This window comes from bacterium, from assembly GCA_035559435.1.
Lineage (GTDB): Bacteria > Zixibacteria > MSB-5A5 > WJJR01 > WJJR01 > JACQFV01.
In genome coordinates this window covers 20,139-42,206 of the sequence record DATMBC010000068.1, presented here as the reverse complement: position 1 = coordinate 42,206, position 22,068 = coordinate 20,139, and the positions used below count along the sequence as shown (strand labels likewise).

At 62.7% G+C, this 22,068-nt stretch carries 15 protein-coding genes; 3 read left to right on the top strand and 12 right to left on the bottom strand.

Annotated elements, in window-relative coordinates:
* Positions 1–290: 290 nt before the first annotated feature.
* The 12 genes from VNN55_08170 to VNN55_08115 all read right to left on the bottom strand — a co-directional run bounded on the left by VNN55_08170 (position 291) and on the right by VNN55_08115 (position 17,751).
* Positions 291–2,459, bottom strand: a complete 2,169-nt coding sequence (locus VNN55_08170; protein HWO57527.1) for a carboxypeptidase-like regulatory domain-containing protein — start codon at positions 2,457–2,459, stop codon at positions 291–293.
* A gap of 93 nt (positions 2,460–2,552) precedes the next feature.
* Entirely contained in the window at positions 2,553–4,484 is a 1,932-nt protein-coding gene (locus tag VNN55_08165; GenBank protein HWO57526.1) for an alginate export family protein, read from the bottom strand.
* A 4-nt stretch (positions 4,485–4,488) separates the two neighbouring features.
* Positions 4,489–5,064, bottom strand: coding sequence for a DUF5666 domain-containing protein (locus tag VNN55_08160; GenBank protein ID HWO57525.1), 576 nt, complete (start codon positions 5,062–5,064; stop codon positions 4,489–4,491).
* A 13-nt stretch (positions 5,065–5,077) separates the two neighbouring features.
* Positions 5,078–6,394 carry a phosphotransferase gene (locus tag VNN55_08155; GenBank protein HWO57524.1) on the bottom strand — a complete coding sequence of 439 codons (1,317 nt, stop codon included), beginning with the start codon at positions 6,392–6,394 and terminating at the stop codon, positions 5,078–5,080.
* A complete protein-coding gene (locus VNN55_08150; protein ID HWO57523.1) occupies positions 6,391–7,761 on the bottom strand; it encodes an aminoglycoside phosphotransferase family protein in 1,371 nt (456 codons plus the stop codon). The genes VNN55_08155 and VNN55_08150 overlap by 4 nt, the downstream gene beginning before the upstream one ends.
* Positions 7,758–9,614 carry an ABC transporter ATP-binding protein gene (locus VNN55_08145; GenBank protein HWO57522.1) on the bottom strand — a complete coding sequence of 619 codons (1,857 nt, stop codon included), beginning with the start codon at positions 9,612–9,614 and terminating at the stop codon, positions 7,758–7,760. The genes VNN55_08150 and VNN55_08145 overlap by 4 nt, the downstream gene beginning before the upstream one ends.
* Positions 9,611–10,858, bottom strand: coding sequence for a glycosyltransferase family 4 protein (locus tag VNN55_08140; GenBank protein HWO57521.1), 1,248 nt, complete (start codon positions 10,856–10,858; stop codon positions 9,611–9,613). Before VNN55_08140 ends, VNN55_08145 begins: the two co-directional genes overlap by 4 nt.
* Positions 10,858–12,150: a glycosyltransferase family 4 protein gene (locus VNN55_08135; protein HWO57520.1), complete on the bottom strand. Its 1,293-nt coding sequence runs from the start codon at positions 12,148–12,150 to the stop codon at positions 10,858–10,860. The genes VNN55_08140 and VNN55_08135 overlap by 1 nt, the downstream gene beginning before the upstream one ends.
* A complete protein-coding gene (locus tag VNN55_08130) occupies positions 12,147–13,319 on the bottom strand; it encodes a glycosyltransferase (GenBank protein HWO57519.1) in 1,173 nt (390 codons plus the stop codon). Before VNN55_08130 ends, VNN55_08135 begins: the two co-directional genes overlap by 4 nt.
* Positions 13,320–13,437: 118 nt before the next feature.
* Positions 13,438–14,856, bottom strand: coding sequence for a UDP-glucose/GDP-mannose dehydrogenase family protein (locus tag VNN55_08125; protein ID HWO57518.1), 1,419 nt, complete (start codon positions 14,854–14,856; stop codon positions 13,438–13,440).
* A 188-nt stretch (positions 14,857–15,044) separates the two neighbouring features.
* Positions 15,045–16,421 (bottom strand): sigma-54 dependent transcriptional regulator, encoded by a 1,377-nt coding sequence (locus VNN55_08120; GenBank protein HWO57517.1) that lies wholly within the window; start codon positions 16,419–16,421, stop codon positions 15,045–15,047.
* Complete coding sequence (locus tag VNN55_08115; GenBank protein ID HWO57516.1) at positions 16,399–17,751, bottom strand: ATP-binding protein; 1,353 nt, start codon at positions 17,749–17,751, stop codon at positions 16,399–16,401. The genes VNN55_08120 and VNN55_08115 overlap by 23 nt, the downstream gene beginning before the upstream one ends.
* A gap of 285 nt (positions 17,752–18,036) precedes the next feature.
* Between VNN55_08115 and VNN55_08110 the strand changes: the two genes are divergently transcribed.
* From VNN55_08110 to katG, 3 genes are all read left to right on the top strand, one after another.
* Entirely contained in the window at positions 18,037–18,960 is a 924-nt protein-coding gene (locus VNN55_08110; protein ID HWO57515.1) for an NAD-dependent epimerase/dehydratase family protein, read from the top strand.
* A 403-nt stretch (positions 18,961–19,363) separates the two neighbouring features.
* The gene (locus tag VNN55_08105; GenBank protein HWO57514.1) at positions 19,364–19,765 is read left to right on the top strand and encodes a Fur family transcriptional regulator; all 402 of its coding nucleotides are present in this window, start codon (positions 19,364–19,366) and stop codon (positions 19,763–19,765) included.
* Between the two features lie 75 nt (positions 19,766–19,840).
* Complete coding sequence (katG, locus tag VNN55_08100; protein HWO57513.1) at positions 19,841–22,036, top strand: catalase/peroxidase HPI; 2,196 nt, start codon at positions 19,841–19,843, stop codon at positions 22,034–22,036.
* Positions 22,037–22,068: the final 32 nt, after the last annotated feature.

Genomic DNA, 22,068 nt, shown 5'->3' with positions numbered 1-22,068 from the left:
CCCACCATTTAGATTCGGTTACAAAGACTTACGCAGTGACGGACGGGGCTGACCCATGGAACGGGTCGGTCCTTTTCGCGAAAATGGGGGTGCTTGCTAAAGTGAATGGCGGGCGGCGGACCGATGGCTGAATTCCCGGCGAACGACTGAACGTAATCCTGAACACTCCATCGCCCATTCGATGGCTCAGGATCTGCCAGCGTATCCTCGATCCCGTGGCGCTGGGCAAAGTGCATTAAGACAACACCCGGCCCCGTGGGCCCGCCGCTGCCCCTGCTCACACAGATCGATTACGGGCAGGGATCGACATACTGGGTCAAGCGATCGGCGCCGCGGAACGCGACGTTCACAATCCGAACCACATCGGTCACGCTGGTAAAACCGTTTCCATCGACATCCGTCCTCTCGATACCGCATCCAGGATCGATGATTCCGGATGCCCCACGGAAGGCCACATTGACTGTGGTCACGACATCCTGCACGTTCGAGATCACGCCGTCGCACGCCGGATCGTACTTGCAGGGGCATGTACACGCCGCCGCAGAGAACTCCACGTTGATGACCGTGTCTCGTGCGATAGCGACGCTGCTCAGCACAACCGTATCGGCCGTCGGGCCCGTGGCTCGAATGAACCGCAGAGTGTAAGTGCCACCCGGGATGAGAGTCTCGTAGTACCCGTCGGCCCGCGAGACGCCATCCGTCGTCGGAACCCACGTCGGACCGGACTCCGCGCGCAGCGTCGCTCCGCTGACGGGGGCGCCGCCGGTCTGGGTCACCGTGCCCGTGACCAGGAATCCTGTGCCCAACGCGACATTCAGAGTGTGGTCCCCGCCGGGGTTGATATTCGTGAACGACTTGGCGGCATAGCCGGACGCCACGGGTGGGAAGAAGACCAGCGTGTGCGGCACAAAACCGATGATAATCTGGTAGAATCCCGCCGCGTCCGTACGGTCCCCGGGCTGGAACGTGCTCACTCCCGAACTCTGCAAGATGGCATCGACATTGACGCTGTCAATCGGCGTTCCGCCGCCTGTGACCGTACCGCTCACCGACAGTCCCGTATCCAGGGTGACGGGGAAATTCACATTGGACGTCACCGCCACCGAGGTGAACCGTTTGGCCTGCAGGCGACGCGTCTTCGGAGCCTCGAACTCCAGATCGTAGGTGTTGCCCACGACGACCATCTCATAATTGCCGAAGAAGTTCGACTTGTCGCCCGATGCGAGCACCGTCGCTCCCGTGGAGCTGAGGAAGACATCGATGTCGCAGGCATCGACATTGGCGCCGGTGCCGCTCTGAATATGTCCGCTCAGGATCACGCCCGCCGGCACGGCGGCGTTGACGATCGTATCCATGGCTACGTGGATTCCCGTTTTGATGACGGATGCCAAATGTGTGGCCACCGGCGGCTGGAAGTGCATTTCATAGTTCCCCACAGGGACAATAACTTCATAGAAGCCGGCGCCGTCGGTTCTGTCGCCGGGCGTCACGAGTTTGGCGCGTGTGCCGGCGTCGATCACGTCGATGTCGCAGCTGGCCACGGCTCCTCCCGGACCGCTCACGCTGCCGGACAAACTCAGGCCCGCTTGGAGCGTGAAATCGATCGTCGTATCCTTGTTGACTGGGATGGAAAACCGACGCTCCGCGACCAGGCGGTCGGCGACGTCCGGCTCGACGGTGATATCATAGGTGCCGCGCGGCACGGTCACGATGTAATCACCATTATTATCGGTGTTATCGCTGGGTGTCGTCAGGCGGGTCTTGGTGGCGGCATCGTCGAAGTCAAGATCGGCGCCCGTCACGGGTTGCGAAAACCCATCCCATACCGTGCCGTTCACGAAGACGCCCGCGGGCAGGGACACATCAATTGTCGAGTCGTTGACGATATTGACATTGGTCAGGGACCGGGCGGCCAGCCGCGACCCGGCGTTCTGATCGGCGTAGACAATGTTCTTCAGTCCGGGAGCGATCATCACACCGTAGTTGCCCGAGGCGTCGGTATTGTCATTCGGCGTAAACTCCAGCGTTCCGGTGAGGGCATCGATCACATTGAGATCGACGTTTGGCACCGCGGCGCCCAGCGTGTCGAAGACCGTGCCATCGAGGACCTTGCCGAAAGGCCGCGACACATTCAACGTGACGGTTGTATTGATGGTGACCGCGGTGTAACGCGCCGGCACTATGCCACCCGGCGCCACCGGGGTGACGAACTCGACGTCGTAGGTGCCGTTCGGGACCAGCACGCCGTAATTTCCGCCGGCGTCGGTCAGATTGCCCGTGACGACGATTGGATTACCGGTCGACGACTCAAAGAAATCGACCTTTACGTTGGCGACACCGACATTGTTCGGGTTGGTCACCTTTCCGGTCAGAATCCCTGCCTGCGCGCTCTCGGCGACCGCGGTGAACAGGATTGCGCCGGCGATGAGGAACCCCGAACGGACTTGACGCGGCTTCATTATTCACTCCCTCTCTCAGATGCCATGACACGAACGCTTGACGGGCTGAACATCCGGGCGGTCCAGGGCATCCGCTCCGGCCGCCGCAACGATTTAGAATCTGTATTCCAAGTTGATCTGGCTGAGAAACGCGGCGTGTTTCCTGGATTTGAACGGTAATTCCTCCCAGAAGGGCGGAAATAGCGCCTCCTGCGGTTCGAAGTAACCAAGGACCCCTTTGACGTCCAGCACGCCGAGCAGGCCTGTCATCCCAATGATCACATCGATCTCCCAGCCGACGTGCGGATAGGGAAACAGTTCCTTGACCGGGCGGTTGTTGGACGGATCAATACCGCGGCCGCCAAGATCGTAGAGCGTCAGGTCGGTGCTCTCCAGATCACGCGACACCGTTGGCGAGTATTCCGACTGCCGATATCGGTGATAAACCACATCGACTGACAAGGAAGGGGTCAAGCCCACGCCGGCCCCATAGGTGAGGATGTCGAGGTTTGCCAGTTCGGGATCAAAGATCTCGCCGTAGTACTGGAACGAGACGACGCCGCCGAAGGCGCTGGTGTTGTCCTCATAGCCGGTCTGAATGAACTGGTGGTCGACTCCGGTTGCCTTGGGATCGTCTGAGTTCCCGGAGCCGCGCGCATGAGCCACGGTGACGGAGACGCGACGCGAACCCAGCTGCCTGGAGGCGGTGAGTCCCAGGTCGGTTGCATGGGCGTCGAATCGCCGCCCCTTGTCCCATCCGCCCAGCCAGGCAAGTTCTCCCCACGGACGAAAACCGAAGTAGTTCCCCCGCCACCGCACCCCCGTCCAAATGGGTTCACGGCCGCGCGCATCGGTATCCGTCCGCCAGAGGCGGTACGCTCCGAGCTCGGTGGATGCGTTCACTCGACAGTGCAGGTGGATCAGATAGTCTTTTGTCGTGCGGTATTTGTTGCCGGTGGAATTGTCGAGCGAGTTTATGTAGGCCGCTTCCGCGACGACAGGGTACAGCGGATACGCATAGAACCGCAGCGCGTCCAATTGATCATCGAAGATCCACTCTCGGTATTCGTCGAAATCCTGCCGGCCAATTTGAACGGCGAGCGGCAGAGAGAACGCATCGCGCCAGAGGACAAACGCCTCGTAGAGTTGAATGACTTTCTCTTTTGGCCTGCGGCGCAACGGCGCATCTTCGATGACCGCCGTCTGCCGGGCGCGGAGCTTGGCAAATGCCGTAAGCCGGGCGGGCCCGCGCGCGGTCAATTCAAGCCGGACACTTGGCTCGGCTTCACGATACCGATCGCCGGTTGAATCGCCCGCGGTGAAATCATTCTCGATGCGCTGAATGACTCCCAGCTTGCCGCGCGACCAGATCCAGCCGGCGTTCCACCACGGCCCCGGTTGCCGCGGGTCGCGCGCGGTGACCAGTTCGTCGAACAACCGTTCAGAAGCGGAACGCATATGATCATCAATCCGCGTTGTCGGGGAGACCGCCACGACAAGTCCCGCCACGGATACGGAGTCGATCGCGCCGTCGCGGCCGCGCCACAGACCGGAGACGGGGCCCTCAATCTTGCGGCGGCGGTCGATGTTTTCCGTCTCAATGCGGAGGGCCGACCAGTGTTCCGGGTCGGAGGTGTCAATCTTCACCTTCACCCATTGTCCCCGCCGCAAATTCGTCACACTGCGCAGGCCGGCCGGGACGCGGGTCTGCGATGAAATCGCGACAGTCCGTCCGGCGATACGCATCTGGGATTCCTCTGTCGCGATCCCTTCGATCGGGGCGCGGAGGCTGAGGGATACGGTTTCCCCTTCATCGATTGGCTGGCCGGTGATCAGGAGTGTGCGCGCGGTCAACGGCACACGATGCTCGTACGGCTTGATTGCAACGATCGTACCAGGGGGCAACTCCGGGACCGTCGCCGCCGGAAGCGGCGACGCGCTCAGCAGGAGGATGATCAATATCCCCGCGGAACCAAACGCCACCGTGTCCCGCAGGGCAGGGCGGGTCATCGGTTGATTGCGCAGCGGGGGGAACGCGGTCGTCACGACGTCATTGCTCCTCGGACATGCCGGCGGTGTCCGCGGCTTCGGCGGCGCCGCCCAACGTGCGGAACACCTCCGTCCGGTCCGTCACGATGATCTTCAGTCCTTCGATTTCCAGCGTGTCGGGTGAGCGGCCGTCATACGCCGTCCGGGAAATCGTACCCTTGATCTTGTCCGATGACTTGACACCCTGAGTCCGCAGGTGGCGCGCGCTCCAGTTCCCAAGGCTGTCGACTTTGCAGCTGACTTCGACTCTTGTGTCGGGTTTCAGGCTGCGGAATCCGATGGGCGTGTCCGTCTGGTCGAGAAACTGTGTCTCACGGGTGACCGTGATCCACTGGCCAAAGACGCGAATGGCCTGTCGGATGCTGTCGACCGCCTCAATCGCGCCGCGCAGTTTCGGGCGGCGGGCCGAGGGAAGCAGTTCGAGCTCATCGGCGCGTAGGGCGCCCTCTTTCTCGCGCTCAATTTTAATCTCGGCGGTACTGCCCGCAGTGGCCTGCATGTACGCGGGCGGTTCACCGGCGATTGTCGATCCGACGACGACGCAAAGACAGAGGATGAGGACAACCGACCGAGTCATGAACACCTCCAAGTTAGATGACTGCAACTCGACGCTGGAACCGGCGCGATCGCATCAATGCCGGCACCGAACTGCGCCAACGGGGGCGCCAAAGGTATAAGCAAGCCAGACGCAAGAGCGCACTCGAAGTCCACCATGCGGCGCGCGCGGCAAACTCGGCATCCGGAATGGGATATTGGCTCTGGAACGCCTCGGCACCGCGTTGGAGGCGTCCGCTGTCGCCGGGAGACTGGTGCATTCGCCATTGGAGATGAGCCAGGAAGTTGCCGTAGTCGAGCGCCGGGTCCGCCAGTGACAGGGTGTCGCAATCCAGAAGCACGGCCCGCGTTTCGGAGTACAGCAGTTGCTTGTCGTAGAAGTCCCGGTGGCTTGTCGCCATCGGCGGATTCTCGACGCGCACGCTCCCGGATTGCACATCCGACAGCGCGGCGCGCAGTCCAACCTCCAGGCCGGGATAGAACCGGGTGGTAACGCTCACCAGCCACTCAAGATGTGTCAGTTCATCGTTGGCGGAATACAGGGGGAGCCCGAGGAGACGTGTCGCGTGCAGCTTTTGAAGTGTCCTGCCCGCCAGACCGCAACCGCGCACGAATGCCTCGGTGTCGATCAGATCGTGCAATGATTCGCCCGCCTCATACCGTTGGAACAGCGCGCCGGTCTCCTGATGCAGAAACAGCCCCTTGGGGATGCTGATCCCATCCGATGACTTCTCCGCAAAGCCCTCGTGCGCCAATTGCCGCATGCGAGTCCACAGCGGGAGGGCTTGACGTGTCCGGCACATCTTGACCACGATATTGCCTTTGGAGGGTGTCTTAACCGGAGCGGAGTCGCCTGGCATCCATTGGACCTGCGCCACACAACGCCGACCCAATCGATACCCAAGGATCGTGGCCGGAGTTCCCATTCTTTCGCGTCCATATCCGACGTTTTCCAAAGTCGACTCGTACACGGAGTGAAACTGCTTCGGATCGCAGATCAGATGCAGATACCTCAATTGGGGATCGTGCGGGTAGAGCCACAGCCGGAGCGGGAGGTGCTCCAGCCAGACCGTGTCCGGGAGCCGTTCGGGGCTGTTCGGTTGGTCCGGAGCGCCGTCCGGGAAAAACTCGCCAAACAGGACCGGCGGAGTCAAGGATTCGCGGCTCCGCTCCGCATAGGAAAGGTGGTATTGAATGAGAATCTCGCCGGTCGAGCGCGGCATGACGCGGGGCACGTCGACCGATGCCAGTTCAGCCGCATACGCCGCGCGGACAATGGGCGTTAGGAGCGCTTGCATGGCATCCGCCTGCAGAGAACGTTCCAGCAGCGGGGAGGCGGTCGTGAGTTTCATTGCAGGCGCTCCTGCGCCGCCGCGAGAATGTCCTTCATGGCGGCCCGCCAGTTGGGCTGGAATCGACCGAGGGGGATCACGCCGGCACGGAGGAGCGCGAAGGCAATCCAGCGGGACAGTGCGTGTTGGTCGATCCTGCGGCTGGTGCTCCGCTCATATGCGCTCAGGAACCGCGATTGAACCGTGTCCGGATCCCAGAGCGGACCACCCGGCGGGCCGAGGCGAAGCTGCGCGCAGAAGTTGCCGATGTCCTCGAGCGGGTCACCGTAGCGGGTGCGATCCAGATCGACCAGAGTGGTCCGCGCGTCGGACAGCAGGATCTGCCCAGGATGGAGATCGCCGTGTATCACGGATCGGTTCGCACCTGATATCAGTCCGTCGCGTCCCAATTGATCGGCTATTTCACGCGCCGTGCGCAGGCAATCCGGCGCAAGGCGGCCGATCAATTCCACGGTTTCGAAGAGGCGCGCTTCGTGTCCCGGGTTTGCAGGGATATCGCTTCCCGCCGCGACGCGATGCAGGCGGGCGATCGCGTTGGCGGATCGATTGATCGCCTCCGCTGCGAACGCGGTATTCTCCGACAACAGCAACTGCAGTGTGTCGCCGGGGGCCACCTCGGACACCAGGAGTCCGGCGTCGGGCACGCAGGCGATCGTGCGTGGCAGCGACAATTCCGTCGCATTGTTCAGCCGCTCCGTCAGCCGAGCGATTAATCCGGACAGCTGCGCCGCGCGCACGTCCTCATAGACGCCGAGGAAGACAAACAACTCGTGTTGCTCTGCGGTTCCCAGGCGATGCGCGCGGAAGCGGCACCGCAACACGGCGCGGCGCTCGGGTTTGTAACGAAGCAGCGACAACCGGATGCTGCGGTCGGAGATCCGCCAACTTGCGCTGGGGAAATCGCTCAGATTCTGATAGAAGAGTCGCTGCAATTTTCTGGGCGCGGCGATACCGCGCAGCCCGCTGAGCCGCTCATCATTGGGATACCAGTAGAGGACAGCGTACAGCTCGTCCAACATCTGGACGCTCGTTCCGATTGCGGAAACCACCCAACGAGAGCTCAGCGCCTTGTGACGGGCCTGGGGATATGCCGCCTGCGAGTAGGCCCGCGCGTAGGCATGCACCGTCACGTCGCTCGGCGCTCCCTCGACATGGGCCGTCAGCTCGTAGGCGATTGTGCAATTCGTCGGAGTGCGGAAGCGGAAGTTGGTGATGTGGCAGGCAGTGATCCGCGTCGGGCCGGCCGGAAGTGTCTGCTCCAGGCGTTTGCGCATCGCGCCGGCATCGAGCAAGATCGACAGTCCCGGAATATCGAGCCCGTCCGGAATGTCGACGAAGGAGTCGGTCACAGCGGAGAGGGAATTCATACGGGATTCACCGCCGGGTAGTCGGACGTGTGCCGTGGGTGCTGCGCGTCGTACCAGTTCTGCACGAAGGCCTGGAAACGCCCCGGCTTGCCGGACAGATCAACGGGATCACCCTCGTCGGTGACGCGCCCGTCCTCGACGACGATGACATGATCGGCCAGCTCAAGAAAGTTGAGTCGGTGCGTGATGATCACAAGCGTGCGTCCGTTCCGCAGGGAGAGAAGCGCCTGCTTGGCATGACGCTCGGCGTCAGCATCGAGTCCGGTGGCCGGCTCATCAAAAATCATGATGCGGGAGTCGCGCAGCGCGGCGCGGGCGAACGCCAGTCGTTGTCGCTGGCCTCCCGAGAGTGTCAAGCCGCCCTCGCCGAGCACCGTGTCGTAACCGTTCGGTAGATCCATGATGAATTGATGCGCGCCGACCGACTGCGCCGCGGCGACAATCTGGTCATCCGTTGCCTTGGGCCAACTGAAGGCGATGTTATCGCGCACGCTGGCGTGGAACATCGTCACATCCTGAGTCAAGCTGGTGATCTGTTTGCGGAAACTGTGCAACTGGTACTCCCGGTAGTCCCTTTCGTCGATGAGAATGCGGCCCGTCTGCGGTTCGTAAAGCCGCAACAGCAGTTTGGCGATCGTCGATTTGCCCGATCCGCTCGGTCCGATGATGGCCGTGGTCTTGCCGGCGGGGATTGCAAACGACACATTGTGCAGGACCGGGTTGCCGGCGCTGTATGCGAACGTGACCCCTTCGAACCGCGTCGCTCCCTGGAGGCCGAAGGCCGACACCGCGCCGGGATGATCCTCAATCGGCGCCTTCAGATCGAGGACTTCCATGACGCGCTGGGCGGCGACAATCGCCTTCGATGTCCGTGTCGCCAGACGCGCGGTATCGCGGACCGGCCGGTATAATTGACGGATATAGGACATAAAGATCAGCAGGTCGCCGGCGGACAGTTCCTGGGCCAGCACACGTCGCACCCCGAACCAGAGCACCAGGCACAAGCCCAGCGCCGTGACGATCTCGACGGTGCGGGAGAAGGAGGCCTCCAGTCGACGGATCTTCAAGCCCGCCCGCACGTCGCTGGAGATGCCCTTGCTGAATCGCTTCTCCTGCCTTTTCTCCTGAGCGAAGACTTTGGTCAGCGTCATTCCGGCGAATGACTGGTGCACCGCGTCCGCCAGCATGCCCTCCTTGCGCCGCTGTCGCCGTGATTCGGACTTGATGCGGGTCGAAAAATGCGTATTGGCCGCCAGCAAGACGGGCACGATGGACAGAGCGATCAGGGTCAGCTGCCAATCCATCCAAAGCATCGCCACCAGCATTCCCACGACAATCACGATCCTGCTTCCCAGGGTGATGACGATCGAGACCAGAAGATCCTTGAGCAGGTTCAGGTCTCCGGTCAACCGCATCATCAGATCGCCGGTCTCGCGTTGATCGTGATAGGATTGCGGCAGCCGTTGGATGTGCGAGAAGAGCTGCAGTCGGATGCCGCCGACGACGCGATGCCCGACCGCGCCCAGCAGCATCGTTTGTCCGTAGGTCAACAAACCGGAGATGACGGCGATGGCCAGGAGCCCGATGCTGGCCAGAATCAGAATCTGTGTCGTGGACCAATCGCGCAGGGCTGTGCCGCCCCAGCCCACGTGGGCCTGCTGGGGCAACAGGATGTGGTCGAACACGAGCTTCAGCGGCCACGGGCGCGCCATCTCGACCAGCGCAATACCCATGAGACAGGCCGCGCCTCCCAGCAACGCCGGCCTGTGCTCGCGCAGGTGGCCGCCGAAATAGCCGTACACGCGGCGCAATTCGCCGAGCGGAAATCGGGGCCAGCGGAGACGCACTTTCACGCGCCAGACTCCTCGCGCATTCTCGTTTCCGACAGCTGGTTGAACATCGCGATCCAATCGACCATGCGGCGGCGCCACGAGTGCGACGTGAAGGCGTCGTGCCGCGCGCGTTGGGCCAGCCGTCCGGCCAGGTCGGAATCGCCGCGCAGCCGCTCGATGGCGCGCGCCAGGGGCAGCGCTTTGCCCGGTTCGGACAGCAATGCGTTTTCCTCGTGTGTCAGAATACTGGCAATCTGCCCGATGCGCGAGGCGACGATCGGTCGACCCGCGGCCATGTATTCATACACCTTGAGCGGAGAGAAGTAGAAATTCTCCATGCTTGGATACGGTGCGACCAGCACGTCGCAGGCCTGAGTGGCGGACGGGATTTCTTCATGGGGGATGGCGCCCGTCATGACCACCTGCGCCGCGAGGTTCCGCTCCTGCACTTCGCGTTCGAGGGCCGGACGCAGCGGACCGTCGCCGATCAGCAGCAGCCGATAGCGGCTGCGGCTGGGTTCGAGTTGCGCGAAGGCGTCCATCAGGATGTCCAGTCCGTGCCAGGGTTTCAGACTGCCGATGAAGCCGATGCAGAAATCCCCATTCCTTGTCAGACCGCGTGACTCCCGCCAGTCGGAGGCGGAGGCGACCGATTCAAACGCGTCGACGTCGACTCCGTTGGGGATCACGGAGACCGACGCCGCGGGCGCGATGCGTGAAACGTGTGTGGCCAGGGCGGCGGAGACCGTGACGACCTGATCGGCGCTCGCGTAAAGATACCGCTCGATCGCAAGCGCCAGCGGCTCCAATATCAACTGCCGGTGTTCCTTGGCTTCGCGCGCCAGCGGCGCGTTGACCTCCAGCACAAACGGTAGGTCATGCCAGCGCGCGCTCTCACGTCCGGCGACACTGAACAGTGAATAGCGCTCACAGATGATATCGTACCGCTCGTGGGCCAATAGGTCGTTCATGACGTCCTGCGCCGCACGATTCTGGGAGAACTGCCGGGCCTCGTACAGAAGCGTCGCCTCGTCCGCCGCGCTGTCCGGTCGCGGCGCGAAGAATTGCTCGCTTTCCGCGGGAATCTCGACGACACGCACCCCCTCCGGCAGCGTCCCGTGCGGTTTTCCCGCGCGCGCGATCACCACGGTCACTTCCTGTCCGGCGGCAACCAGCGCGCGGGCGAATGCCCGGACATGAATCGACGCTCCCTTTGTCCCCCAGTAAGGGACGCCCGGATCCGCGCAGAGATAGAGGATGCGCATCACGACCGGCCTCGCTGCGGCGGGATCTGAACATCCGCGCCGGCTGGGATCGAACGGCCGCGCTCTCCGGCGCGTTCCTTCAGCCAGCCATGGAGCACGGAGACGTTACGCTGAATGTCGAAACGAGCGGCCGCCTTGCGGAGCCCGCCCTCCCGGAGCCGCGTCCACCGATCGCCGGCGTCGAGGATGCTCTCCAGCGCATCGGCGACCTGCGTCGGCGATTCTGGATCGACCAACAGGCCGTCGGCCCCATCATCGATGATCTCCGGAATGCCCGACAAGCGCGTCGATATCACGGGCAGTCCGCAAGCCATCGCCTCGAGGAGCACCGTTGGCAAAGCGTCTTGATTCCCATCGCTGTCGCGCCGGCAGGGGAGGCAGAGCACCGTGGCAAGGCGCATCAGATCGCGCACCTCCTCTTGATGCCGTGCGCCGGCAAAACCGACCCGGTCGTCAAGTCCCAGCGCGGAAACCAGTTCGCGCAACGCGGCTTCTTCGCGCCCCTGGCCGACGATCAGGCAGCGAAAGTGGAGGTTGCGGCGCTTCAGTTCGCCGCAGGCGCGGATCAGGTCCGCGAACCCCTTTTTTGCCACCAGACGTCCGATCGACAGAATCAGCGCCGGTTGCTCGCGCGGAGTGGCGTTTGCCGGCGAGAAGAACTCACGATTGATCCCATTGTAGAGCACGCGGATGCGCTCGGCGGACACGCCGGGGTGTTCCTCGATGAGAAACCGGCGGTTGAACTCGGACACGGTGACAATGAAGCGCGCCGCGTTGATCTTCGTTGTCAGGAAGTCGCGATCAATCGACTCGGTGAAAATGTCCTTCGCATGCGCCGTGAAGCTGTAGTTGATGCCGCTGATGCGGTGGGCGTAGTAGGCCAAAGAGGCGGCCGCCGAGGCGAAGTGGGCATGCAGGGCATCCAGCGCCAGCGACCGCGCCTTCGCGGCCAGCAGCGCGCCCCAAAAGACCAGATCCAACTCGCTGCCGTTGCCCCGCAGCGTGACCTCCTCCACCAACGTCCACAGCCGATCGCGGTCGGAGGCCAGTGCCGGCCACTCCTCCGGCAGCCAGGTCCACCACCGCTTTGCCTCGCGTTCATCGAGATAGATGACCCGGGCGCGCAGACTCGACAGCGCCGGGTGAAACCGCCCTTCGTTTGGCTTCAGCATGGAAAAGATCGTGACGTCGGCGCCCTGCCGCTCCAGTTCGAGGATCTCCTGCAGCACAAACGTTTCGGAGAACCGCGGGAACATGCGGACGACGTAGCCGATGCGAAGCGTATCGCTCACTGTCCGTCCCCTTTTCCAATGGCGATGGCTGACTCCAGCACAATGCGGACAGCCTGCTTCGCGCCGTCGGTGCGCACGTGGCCATCGCGACGGGCGGAGTCCAGCGCTGAGGCGGGCGCGTCGAGAATGCCGCGCGTCGCGCGGTAGAGATTCTCACATGTCAAGTCCGACACCCTCAACATACGCACGATGCCCATCTGGTGGAGGCGATGAGCGCGGATCAACTGCTCGCGCCGGGGGGATTCGCGGGGAATGATCAGCGCGTCTTGCGCATACGCGAGCAACTCCGCGACGGCGTTGTACCCTCCCATCGACACGACACAGGAGGCTTTTTTCATCAACGCCGGGACATTGTCCACGAATGAGCGGACTGTCACGGGCAGCCCTTGTGCGCACTGTTCGATTTCAACGATAGCGTCCGCGGGGAGCAGGGGGCCGGGCAGCAGAACGGTGTCAAAACCGACGTCGCCGCGATGGCGGCGCAACATCTCCAGGAACGCATCGACAATGTGCCGTCCATCCTCCCCGCCGCCGACGGTGACGAGAACGTACGGCCTGGCGTCCGAGTCGACCGTTGCTCCCTCGGCCGCGGGGTCGGCGTCTCCGGCCAGGTAACCGCAGTACTGCGCCGATGGCGGCAGGCAGTACTCGCCGACCGTGTCGAAGATGTTGGAATGCCCATACACAATGATCCGATCGAACAGCGCGTCCAGCGCCTCATAGGTGCCGTTGTGGCGCCATTGCGCGCGTATCCAGTCCGGCTCATCGATCACATCGCGCAGTCCGAGCACCGCCGTCACGTCGGCACGCTTCCGGAGCCGTTTCAGGGTCGGGAGGATTTCGCCTTTCAACCCCAGGGGCGCATGGTCGACGAGCAGCACGGTGGGCCCGAACTGTCGGGCCGCGGTTTCGATGAGCGAGGCGCGCAACCGTATGATGTCGTCGATATCCGCATGGAGCGAACGCGCCGCGTACTCGTCCACGCCGGTCTTGACCACCGCGGGCAGCTTGATGTAATCGGCGCGGTCGGGCAGGGAGAAGCGGTGCGCCAACGGCGAGCCCGTCATCAGCAGGGTCGTGCTGTCGCCGGCCTGCCGGCTGAATTCGCGGGCCAGCTTCAGGCAGCGACGGAAATGCCCCAGCCCAAACGTATCGTGCGAATAGATCATCACACGAATCGCGGGCCGGGCCTGAGGCCGCGCAGAGATCGCCTGATGGGCCGCCGCGGGAGCCGGAGAATCCGTTTGTATCAACGGTGCGCTCATTCGGGTATTCCCTGGCTCTGAATCAACGACGTCCCATCCCGATGTATTCAAAACCGGCGCGCTGCAGCGTTTCGGGGCTCAGGTGATTGCGCGCGTCGACGATCACCGGCCGAAGCATTCGATCGTGCACCAATCGCCAGTCCAGCAGCTGGAATTCGGGCCATTCGGTCATGACAGCGACGACGCTGGCTCCGCTGGCGACATCTTCGGCCCGATGGCACAGCGTGATTTGGGGCAGAACCCTGCGCGCCTCGTCCATCGCCACCGGATCGTAGGCTTGAACGAGCGCCTGCTGTTGCAACAGCATCTCGATGATGCTTTTGGCGGGTGAGTCGCGCATGTCCTGTGTCTGGGCTTTGAAGGACAGGCCGAGTATACCGATGCGTTGTTGGGCGAGACTCCCGCCCGCGGCGAGTCGAATCTTCGCCAGGACCCGCTCCAGCTGCCGCTCATTTGCCGCCTTCACCGCGGGGGCCAATTCGAGTTTGGCGCCGTTACGTTCCGAGAAGGAAATGAACGCGTCGAGGTCCTTGGGCAGGCAGGAACCACCGAATCCCGGGCCGGCGTCGAAGTATTCCGCGCCAATACGGGGATCCAACCCCATCGCATAGGCGACATCGCCGATATCGATGGCGAGCGCATCACAGACCGACGATAGCTCATTGACGAAGGAGAGTCGGGTCGCCAGGTAGACATTGGATGCGTACTTGATTAGTTCGGCCGTTTCATTGCTCGTCACAACGATGGGCGCGGGGCGCGCCAAGCCCGCCCGGTACGTCTGCACGACGCGGTCGGCGGCGTCGGGACACGACGCCCCCACCACAACGCGCTGCGGGTGGAAGAAATCATAGACCGCCGTGCCTTCGCGCAGGAATTCGGGATTGCTGACGACGGGAATCGGCTCCGCTCCATCGTCATGGGGGTTCAGCATGCGGCGGACACGCGCCGCCGTGCCGACCGGAACCGTGCTTTTGATCGTCACGATTTGCCCGGCGGCGAGGATCGGGCCCAGGTCACTTATCAAAGTATCCAGGGCCGTCAAGTCGGCTCGGCCATCGGCGCCGGACGGGGTGCCCACGGTGATAACCAGAATGTCCTGCCCGGCAACGGCTTGGCGGAGATCGGTCGTGAAGCGCAACCGGTCACGCTCGAGATTGGCGCGCACCAATTGCGGCAAACTCTGCTCGTAGATCGGAATTCGTCCCGCCGAGAGATCCGCGGCTCTCTGTGCGTCCTTTTCGACGCAGACCACGCTATGCCCGGTCTGCGCCAGGCAAGCGGCCGTCACCAATCCCACAAATCCGCCGCCGATGACGCAGACGCTTGTGCCGGTCGAGGGCGCGACATTTTCTGCCCGGGTCAACCAGCTTAGTTCCGTCACACGCGACTGCGTGCCGGCGATGTCGATTGCACCGATTCCAGAGGTGGCATTTGACCGCATGTGGTCCTCCACAGCGTCACAGCCATGGCAAAGGACGTGCCAATCGTGGACCGGCCAGATTGTGCCATAACCAGTTGTCCGACAACAAACGGTGAGACCGGGTCAATCTTGAGTCGAGAGGTAGTATTTGCTGTAATCAACCAACTGGTCGATTACAACCATCGGCGTCGTCCGCTGACGGAAGCCGACTAACCGTTATCGAGTCGGTGTTTCTGGATGCGATAACGGAGGGCTTCGCGGCCGATTCCCAGAAGTCGCGCGGCTTCGCTGACGTTGCCGCCGGAGACTGTCAGGGCTTGAATGATGGCCTCACGCTCCAGTTCATCCAGCGTCTTGCGCTGCGGGGAAGCGGAATCTCCGGATGCTTTCACCGTACGGCTATCGTTGGGGAGGCCCAGGTCTTCCGGTGTGATCTCAGGGCCATGACTCAAGGCAACAGTGCGGTCGATGACGTGGTCAAGCTCGCGGAGATTGCCCGGCCATCGGTAGCAGACCAGCAAATCTTTCGCGGCCTGCGAGAATGCCAGCGGCCCGGTTCCGTATTTGCGCCGCGACCGTTGCAGAAAGTGATTCGCCAGGAGGATCACATCATGCCCGCGATCCCTGAGCGGCGGCATGACAATGGAGAAGTGATGCAGTCGGTGGTAGAGATCCTCGCGGAATCCGCCGCGTTGAATCAATTCGGGCAGATCGCGGTTTGTCGCCGCCATGATGCGCACGTTCACCGGGACGTCGCGCAGACCGCCAATGTGACGCAACGTCCGCCGCTCGATCACTTGAAGCAGCTTGACCTGCGCCTCCATCGGAAGATCGCCGATTTCGTTCAGGAAGATCGTGCCGCCCTCGGCGGCTTCGAACAGCCCGCGTTTGGACTTGTGCGCCCCGGTGAAGGCGCCGCGCTCATACCCGAACAACTCGGCCTCCTCCAACCCGCGCGGCAGGGTCGGACAATTGACGTCGATGAACGGCTGAGAGGCGAACTTGCTCCGGTAATGGATGTAGCGGGCCAGCGTGTCCTTCCCGGTTCCCGTCTCCCCGGTGATGAGGATGGCGGGGCACTCTCCGGCGCGGGATATATTCAACTGACTCAGACGGTTGGCGATTGCCAGCAGGCGTTGCATTGCCTCGCTGTCGCCGAGCATCTGGTCCGCCGAGGACAGCTCGACATCACGCTGCTCGTAGTAACGGAGGCGCTCCCGCAGGCGCGCGTTGGACAGCGCGCGCTCGATGGTCAGCCCGACCTCTTCCAGGTCCAGCGGTTTGCGCAGGAAGTCCGCTGCGCCGGCGCGCATGGCCTCCACCGCCGAAGCCACCGTACCGTAAGCCGTCGCAATGATGACCACCATCCCCGGGTCAAACTCCATGATCTGCGCGAGCGCCTGTAACCCCGACATGCCGGGAAGCTGAAGATCGAGAAGCACCACATCCGGCGGAGAAGACTTCAGCAGGCGCAACCCGTCTTCCGCGGTGCCCGCCACCGAACAGTCGTGGCCCTTCTGCGTCAGCGAGCGGGCCAGCGCCTTTGCCAGCAGCAGTTCGTCGTCAATGATGATTATCTGTGCCATGCTCGTCCTCGGGAATCGGACAACGAATCGTGATCGACGTTCCCATGCCGGTCCGGCTGCTCACGTCGATTTCCGCCAGATGCAGATCGAGGATCTTCTTGGCTTGGGCGAGTCCCAAGCCGCTGCCGCCGGGCTTGCCGGTCACGAATGGCTTGAAAATGTTCGGTTGCAGCGGCTCCGGGATTCCAGGACCGGCATCCGTCACGGTCACCGCGGCCCAGGCGCGGTCCTCGGCCGGCCGGCATTCGGTCGTCAATCGGATGATGCCACCGTTCGGCGAGGCCTCGATGGCGTTGGCCACCACGGCATGCAGCGCCTGCTCGAACAACGCCTCGTCCGCCGACACCACCGTCTCACCGGCGCGATACGAGCAGGCGAACCGGATACCGCGGGCGGCCGCCTGTGGCTGCGAAGTCTCCCGCACGGAATCGACCAGCGCGTCGAAGCGAACACGAGACGGCGTGAGGGACATGGGACGGGCAAAATTCAAAAGCCCCGCAATCCACTGCTCCATCTTGTCGACGCAGCCGATAATGTCTTTGAGTGTCGCTTCGATGCCGGGGTTGCTCGACGTTTCGCCCAGGGCAACCTGTGCGGTCATCCGAATACTTGCCAGCGGGTTACGAATGTTGTGCGCAGTAAAGGCCGCCACTTCTCCGATGGCGGTAAACCGCTCATTGACACGCAATTGCTGTTGCAGGGTCGAGAGCGACCGCGCCATTTCGTGGACGGCCCTGGCGACCGTCTGCCATTCGCGCTCCGAGCGTGGCCGGATGCGCACGTCCAGGTGCCCCGCGCCGATCCGCTCGGCGGCATGTTCCAGATCCTCCATGGGTTTTGTCACCCAGCGACGCAGCAACACCACCATGATAACAAACTGCAGGACCGTCAGAGCGGCGGCGGCTCCGGTCATGGTAACGGCCAGGGATCGGATGTCGTCGGCTTCGGCCAGGTAGCGGCGGTTGTTGTCACGGAAGTACTGTTCCATCGCGAGCGCCGCATCATCCACTTCATCGCGAATTTCCGTCAACCGGGCCTGCGGCCTCTCCGCATCCCCCGCGGCGGCGGCCAACGAATCCGGTTGGAACTGTTGCTGGAGGATGACCTGGAGCTCCCGATACACTTCAACGAATCCGTTGATGTGATCGAGCTCCAGGACGCTGTCGGCTGACTGCGCCGCCTGGTCCCGCAGGGTGCCGATGAATCGCTCGATGAGATCAGGCAGGGCGCGCGATCGTTCGGCGTCCGGTCCCGGATCACCTTCAGCGAGTTCACGAATGGCCCAGCGGAGGCGTTCGGCGACGACCCCCTGTTCGTAGGAGCGCGCCATCTCCTGCGCCGTTCTCCGCCAGCGCCGCGCCGCCCCATGCCCTACAACGACCAGCCCAATGACCACCAACAGCATGGTCGCGTAGCTGCCGAGGAGTTTTGTGCGAAGCGTCATATTGCGGTGTATGCCCGTTTTGCCCACGGCCGAGCGGCAATCGGGTATCCAGTCACGGCCTGCCCCGCCGGACAAAATCGCTGTCTTGACCGCGCCCGGTCCAGCAAAACATCGAAATCCGCGCAAGACGGTTGACTTCAGGGCCTCCGGTTGCCTAAGGTGCCCGCCACGATGCCTGGAGAGCGCTGCCTGGTAACCGGAGGCGCCGGATTCATCGCCTCACATGTTGTCGATCTGCTGATCGCGGAAGGCCATGACGTCGTTGTGGTGGATGATTTGTCCACCGGACGCTCGGAGAACGTCAATCCCAAAGCCGAGTTTCATCAGGCGGATGTGCGGCATTTGGACCGGATACGTCCGCTCTTCCGCGGCTGCCGCTGGATCTTCCATGGGGCGGCCTGGCCGCGCATTCAACCGTCGTTTGACGATCCGGACACACACGAGCAGATCAACGTCATTGGCACGATTAACTGCCTGCGGGCCGCGCTGGAGGCGGGCGCAACGCGCTTCCTCTATTTTGGATCATCGGCGGTGTACGGCACCCCCGACGAGATACCGACCACCGAGCAGGCCCCCATCCGCTGCTACAACCCCTACGCCTTGCAGAAGTACACCGGCGAGCAGTACAGCCTGATCCTCGGTCGGAATTGGGGTGTGCCGGCCGTCGGGCTGAGGATGTTCAACGTCTACGGACCGCGATCCTATAATGTAGGCAGGCCCAACTCGGCCTACAGCCCGGTCATCGGCATCTTCCACCACCAGCGCCGCCAGGGGAAGCCCCTGACGATCACCGGGACCGGCGAGCAGTCGCGCGATTTTGTTCACGTGTACGATGTTGCCCGCGCCTTTTACCTGGCGGCAAGATCGACTGTCAGTTATGAGGTTTTCAACGTCGGAGCGGGCGAGACTTACAGTATCAATGCCATCGCGACATTAATGTCGGACCAGAAGGCCTACATCCCTGAGCGGCCCAACGAGGCGCTCATAACGCATGCTGATGTCTCGAAGATCAGACGCATGCTCGGCTGGGCTCCGCAGATTCGGCTGGATGACGGACTGACGATGCTCGACGACGATCGGCCATCCCCCGGGTGATCCGCATGATTCCGGTCGATGTCTCAGCGTCGGCCCTCGGGGTCGTTTCCGCCTCAAGTTGAGCGCTTGAAGGCCTAAGTTCGAATACTCGCCTGACAACTCGCGATACCAAGCACTGTGGACTCACCCCGCCACGTGATCCTTTTTGGATTAAGCCCAAAGCAACGGACGTGGCCGACCCATGGAACGGGTCGGCTCTATTCGCGTTTATGAGGGCGCGTGGCAAAGGGTTAGGGGAGAGGTGGCTTTCCCCCATCGTTGGGCCAGTCATAACCTCATAGTGTCGATCATGCGTTCATACCCGTTCATGGTTGTCTGCCAACGCCACAGGCGACTCTTGACGTTGTGATTTGTGTGACGATAGGCATTTGACTTTGTCTAAGCCAAGACGTATTCTAAATGCATGACCGACGCCATTGCGATCCTGCGACAGGGCGGGATTCAGCCGACGCCGCAGCGGATTGCCGTTGCCAAGTGCGTGCTGGGCAGCCGGGCGCATCCGACCGCCGAGGATGTGCTGCGCGCCGCGCGGAAGGCGTGCCCGACCGTCTCGCGCGCGACTGTCTACAACACGCTGAATCTGCTGGTCGAAAAAGGCCTCGTCCGCATGCAGACGATCACCGAAGGGGCGGTAGTCTTTGATCCCAATGTGCGGAAGCATCATCACTTCATCGATGCCGACACCGGCGAGATCCACGACATCCCGTGGGATCAACTGGATGTCAAAGGGAAGGACAAACTGCGGGATTACGAAATCCTGGAGTTCCAGGTGATCTTGCGCGGACGACGGAAACGGAAGAAATGAACCTGTCTACTGCCAGACGCTTCCCAGCGAAGCGCGTTTTTTGGTTGTTCATAATGCAGAAGGAGCGAATGAGTCATGGAAAGCACGGGCAAGTGCCCGGTCATGCATGGGCCGTACGCCCACCGGGCCGGGGCAAGCGCGGCCAACCAGCATTGGTGGCCGAATCAGTTGAATCTCAAGATCGTCCATCAGAATCCGCCGATGATGAATCCCCACGGGGAGAAGTTCAATTATGCCGAGGAGTTCAAATCACTCGACTTTCCGGCGCTGAAGCGGGATCTCCGCGAGCTGATGACCAAGTCGCAGGACTGGTGGCCGGCCGACTTTGGCCACTATGGGCCGCTTTTCATCCGCATGTCCTGGCACGCGGCGGGGACCTACCGCATCAGCGATGGGCGCGGCGGCGCCTCGGCGGGCACTCAGCGTTTCGCGCCCCTCAACAGCTGGCCCGATAACGCCAACCTCGACAAGGCGCGCCGGTTGCTCTGGCCGATCAAGCAGAAATACGGGCGGAAGATCTCCTGGGCCGATCTGCTGGTGCTGGCGGGGAACGTGGCGTTGGAATCGATGGGGTTCAAGACCTTCGGGTTCGGCGCCGGGCGTGAGGATGTCTGGGAACCGGAGGAGGACATATACTGGGGACCGGAGACCGAGTGGCTCGGCGACAAGCGTTACAGCGGCGACCGTGAACTGGAAAACCCGCTCGCGGCGGTGCAGATGGGATTGATCTACGTGAATCCCGAAGGGCCCAACGGCAACCCGGACCCGGTGGCCTCAGGACGCGACATCCGCGAGACTTTCCGCCGCATGGCGATGAACGACTACGAGACGGTGGCGCTCATCGTCGGCGGACACACATTCGGAAAGTGCCATGGCGCCGGCGACCCAGCGCTGGTGGGACGCGAGCCCGAAGGCGCCGGCATGGCGGAACAGGGGCTTGGCTGGAAGAGCGCCTACAAGAGTGGCAAGGGCGGCGACACGATCACCAGCGGTCTGGAGGGCGCCTGGACCAGCAATCCGACAAAGTGGGACAATGAATACCTCGAGAATCTGTTTGGCTATGAATGGGAGTTGGTGAAAAGCCCGGCCGGGGCGCATCAATGGACGCCCACCGCGGCTTCAAAGGCGCGCCGGGCGCCCGCCGCGCATGATCCATCGAGAACCGAGCCGCTGATGATGACGACCGCGGATATGGCGTTGCGGATGGACCCGATCTACGCGCCGATTGCGAAGCATTTCCTGGAACACCCGGAAGAACTGGCCGATGCGTTTGCCAAGGCCTGGTTCAAGCTGACGCACCGTGACATGGGACCGATCGCGCGTTACCTGGGGCCCGAGGTTCCCTCCGAGACTTTGATCTGGCAGGATCCGGTGCCGCCGGTCGATCACGAATTGATCGGCACAGCCGAGATCGCCGAACTCAAGCGGAGGATCCTTGCGTCGGGATTGTCGATTGCGCAGTTGGTCACTACCGCGTGGGCGTCGGCGTCGACATTCCGTGGCAGCGACAAACGCGGCGGCGCCAATGGGGCGCGTATCCGGCTGGAGCCGCAACGGAATTGGGCGGTCAACGAACCGGCCAAACTGGCGGCGGTCCTGAAAACGCTGGAGGCGATTCAACGCGAGTTCAACGGGGCGCAGCGGAACGGAAAACGGGTCTCGTTGGCGGATCTGATCGTGCTGGGCGGGTGCGCCGCGATCGAGAAGGCCGCGACAAACGCCGGGTTTGACGTGACCGTGCCGTTTGCGCCGGGACGCACCGACGCGTCGCAGGAGCAGACCGATATCGACTCCTTCGCGGTGCTTGAGCCAAAGGCCGATGGGTTCCGCAACTACCTGGGCAACGGACACAAGCGGATGCCGGAGGACTTCCTGCTTGATCGGGCGCAGTTGCTGACGCTCACCGCGCCGGAGATGACGGTGCTGGTCGGCGGCCTGCGCGTTCTGAACGCCAACTTCGGGCAGTCCCCGCACGGCGTCTTTACCCGGCGGCCGGAATCGCTGACCAACGACTTCTTCGTCAATCTGCTCGACATGGGCACGACCTGGAAGGCAACTTCGGCGGCGGAGGAACTCTTCGAGGGGTATGACCGTGCGAGCGGACAGCGGAAGTGGACCGGGACCCGTGCCGATCTCCTCTTCGGCTCGAATTCACAACTGCGGGCGGTGGCGGAGGTCTATGCCTGCGACGACGCGAAACGGAAGTTCGTCGATGACTTCGTGGCGGCGTGGGTCAAGGTGATGAATCTTGATCGCTTCGATTTGGCCTGAGCCGGCCAATCACACAGACAGCCGGGAGGTCG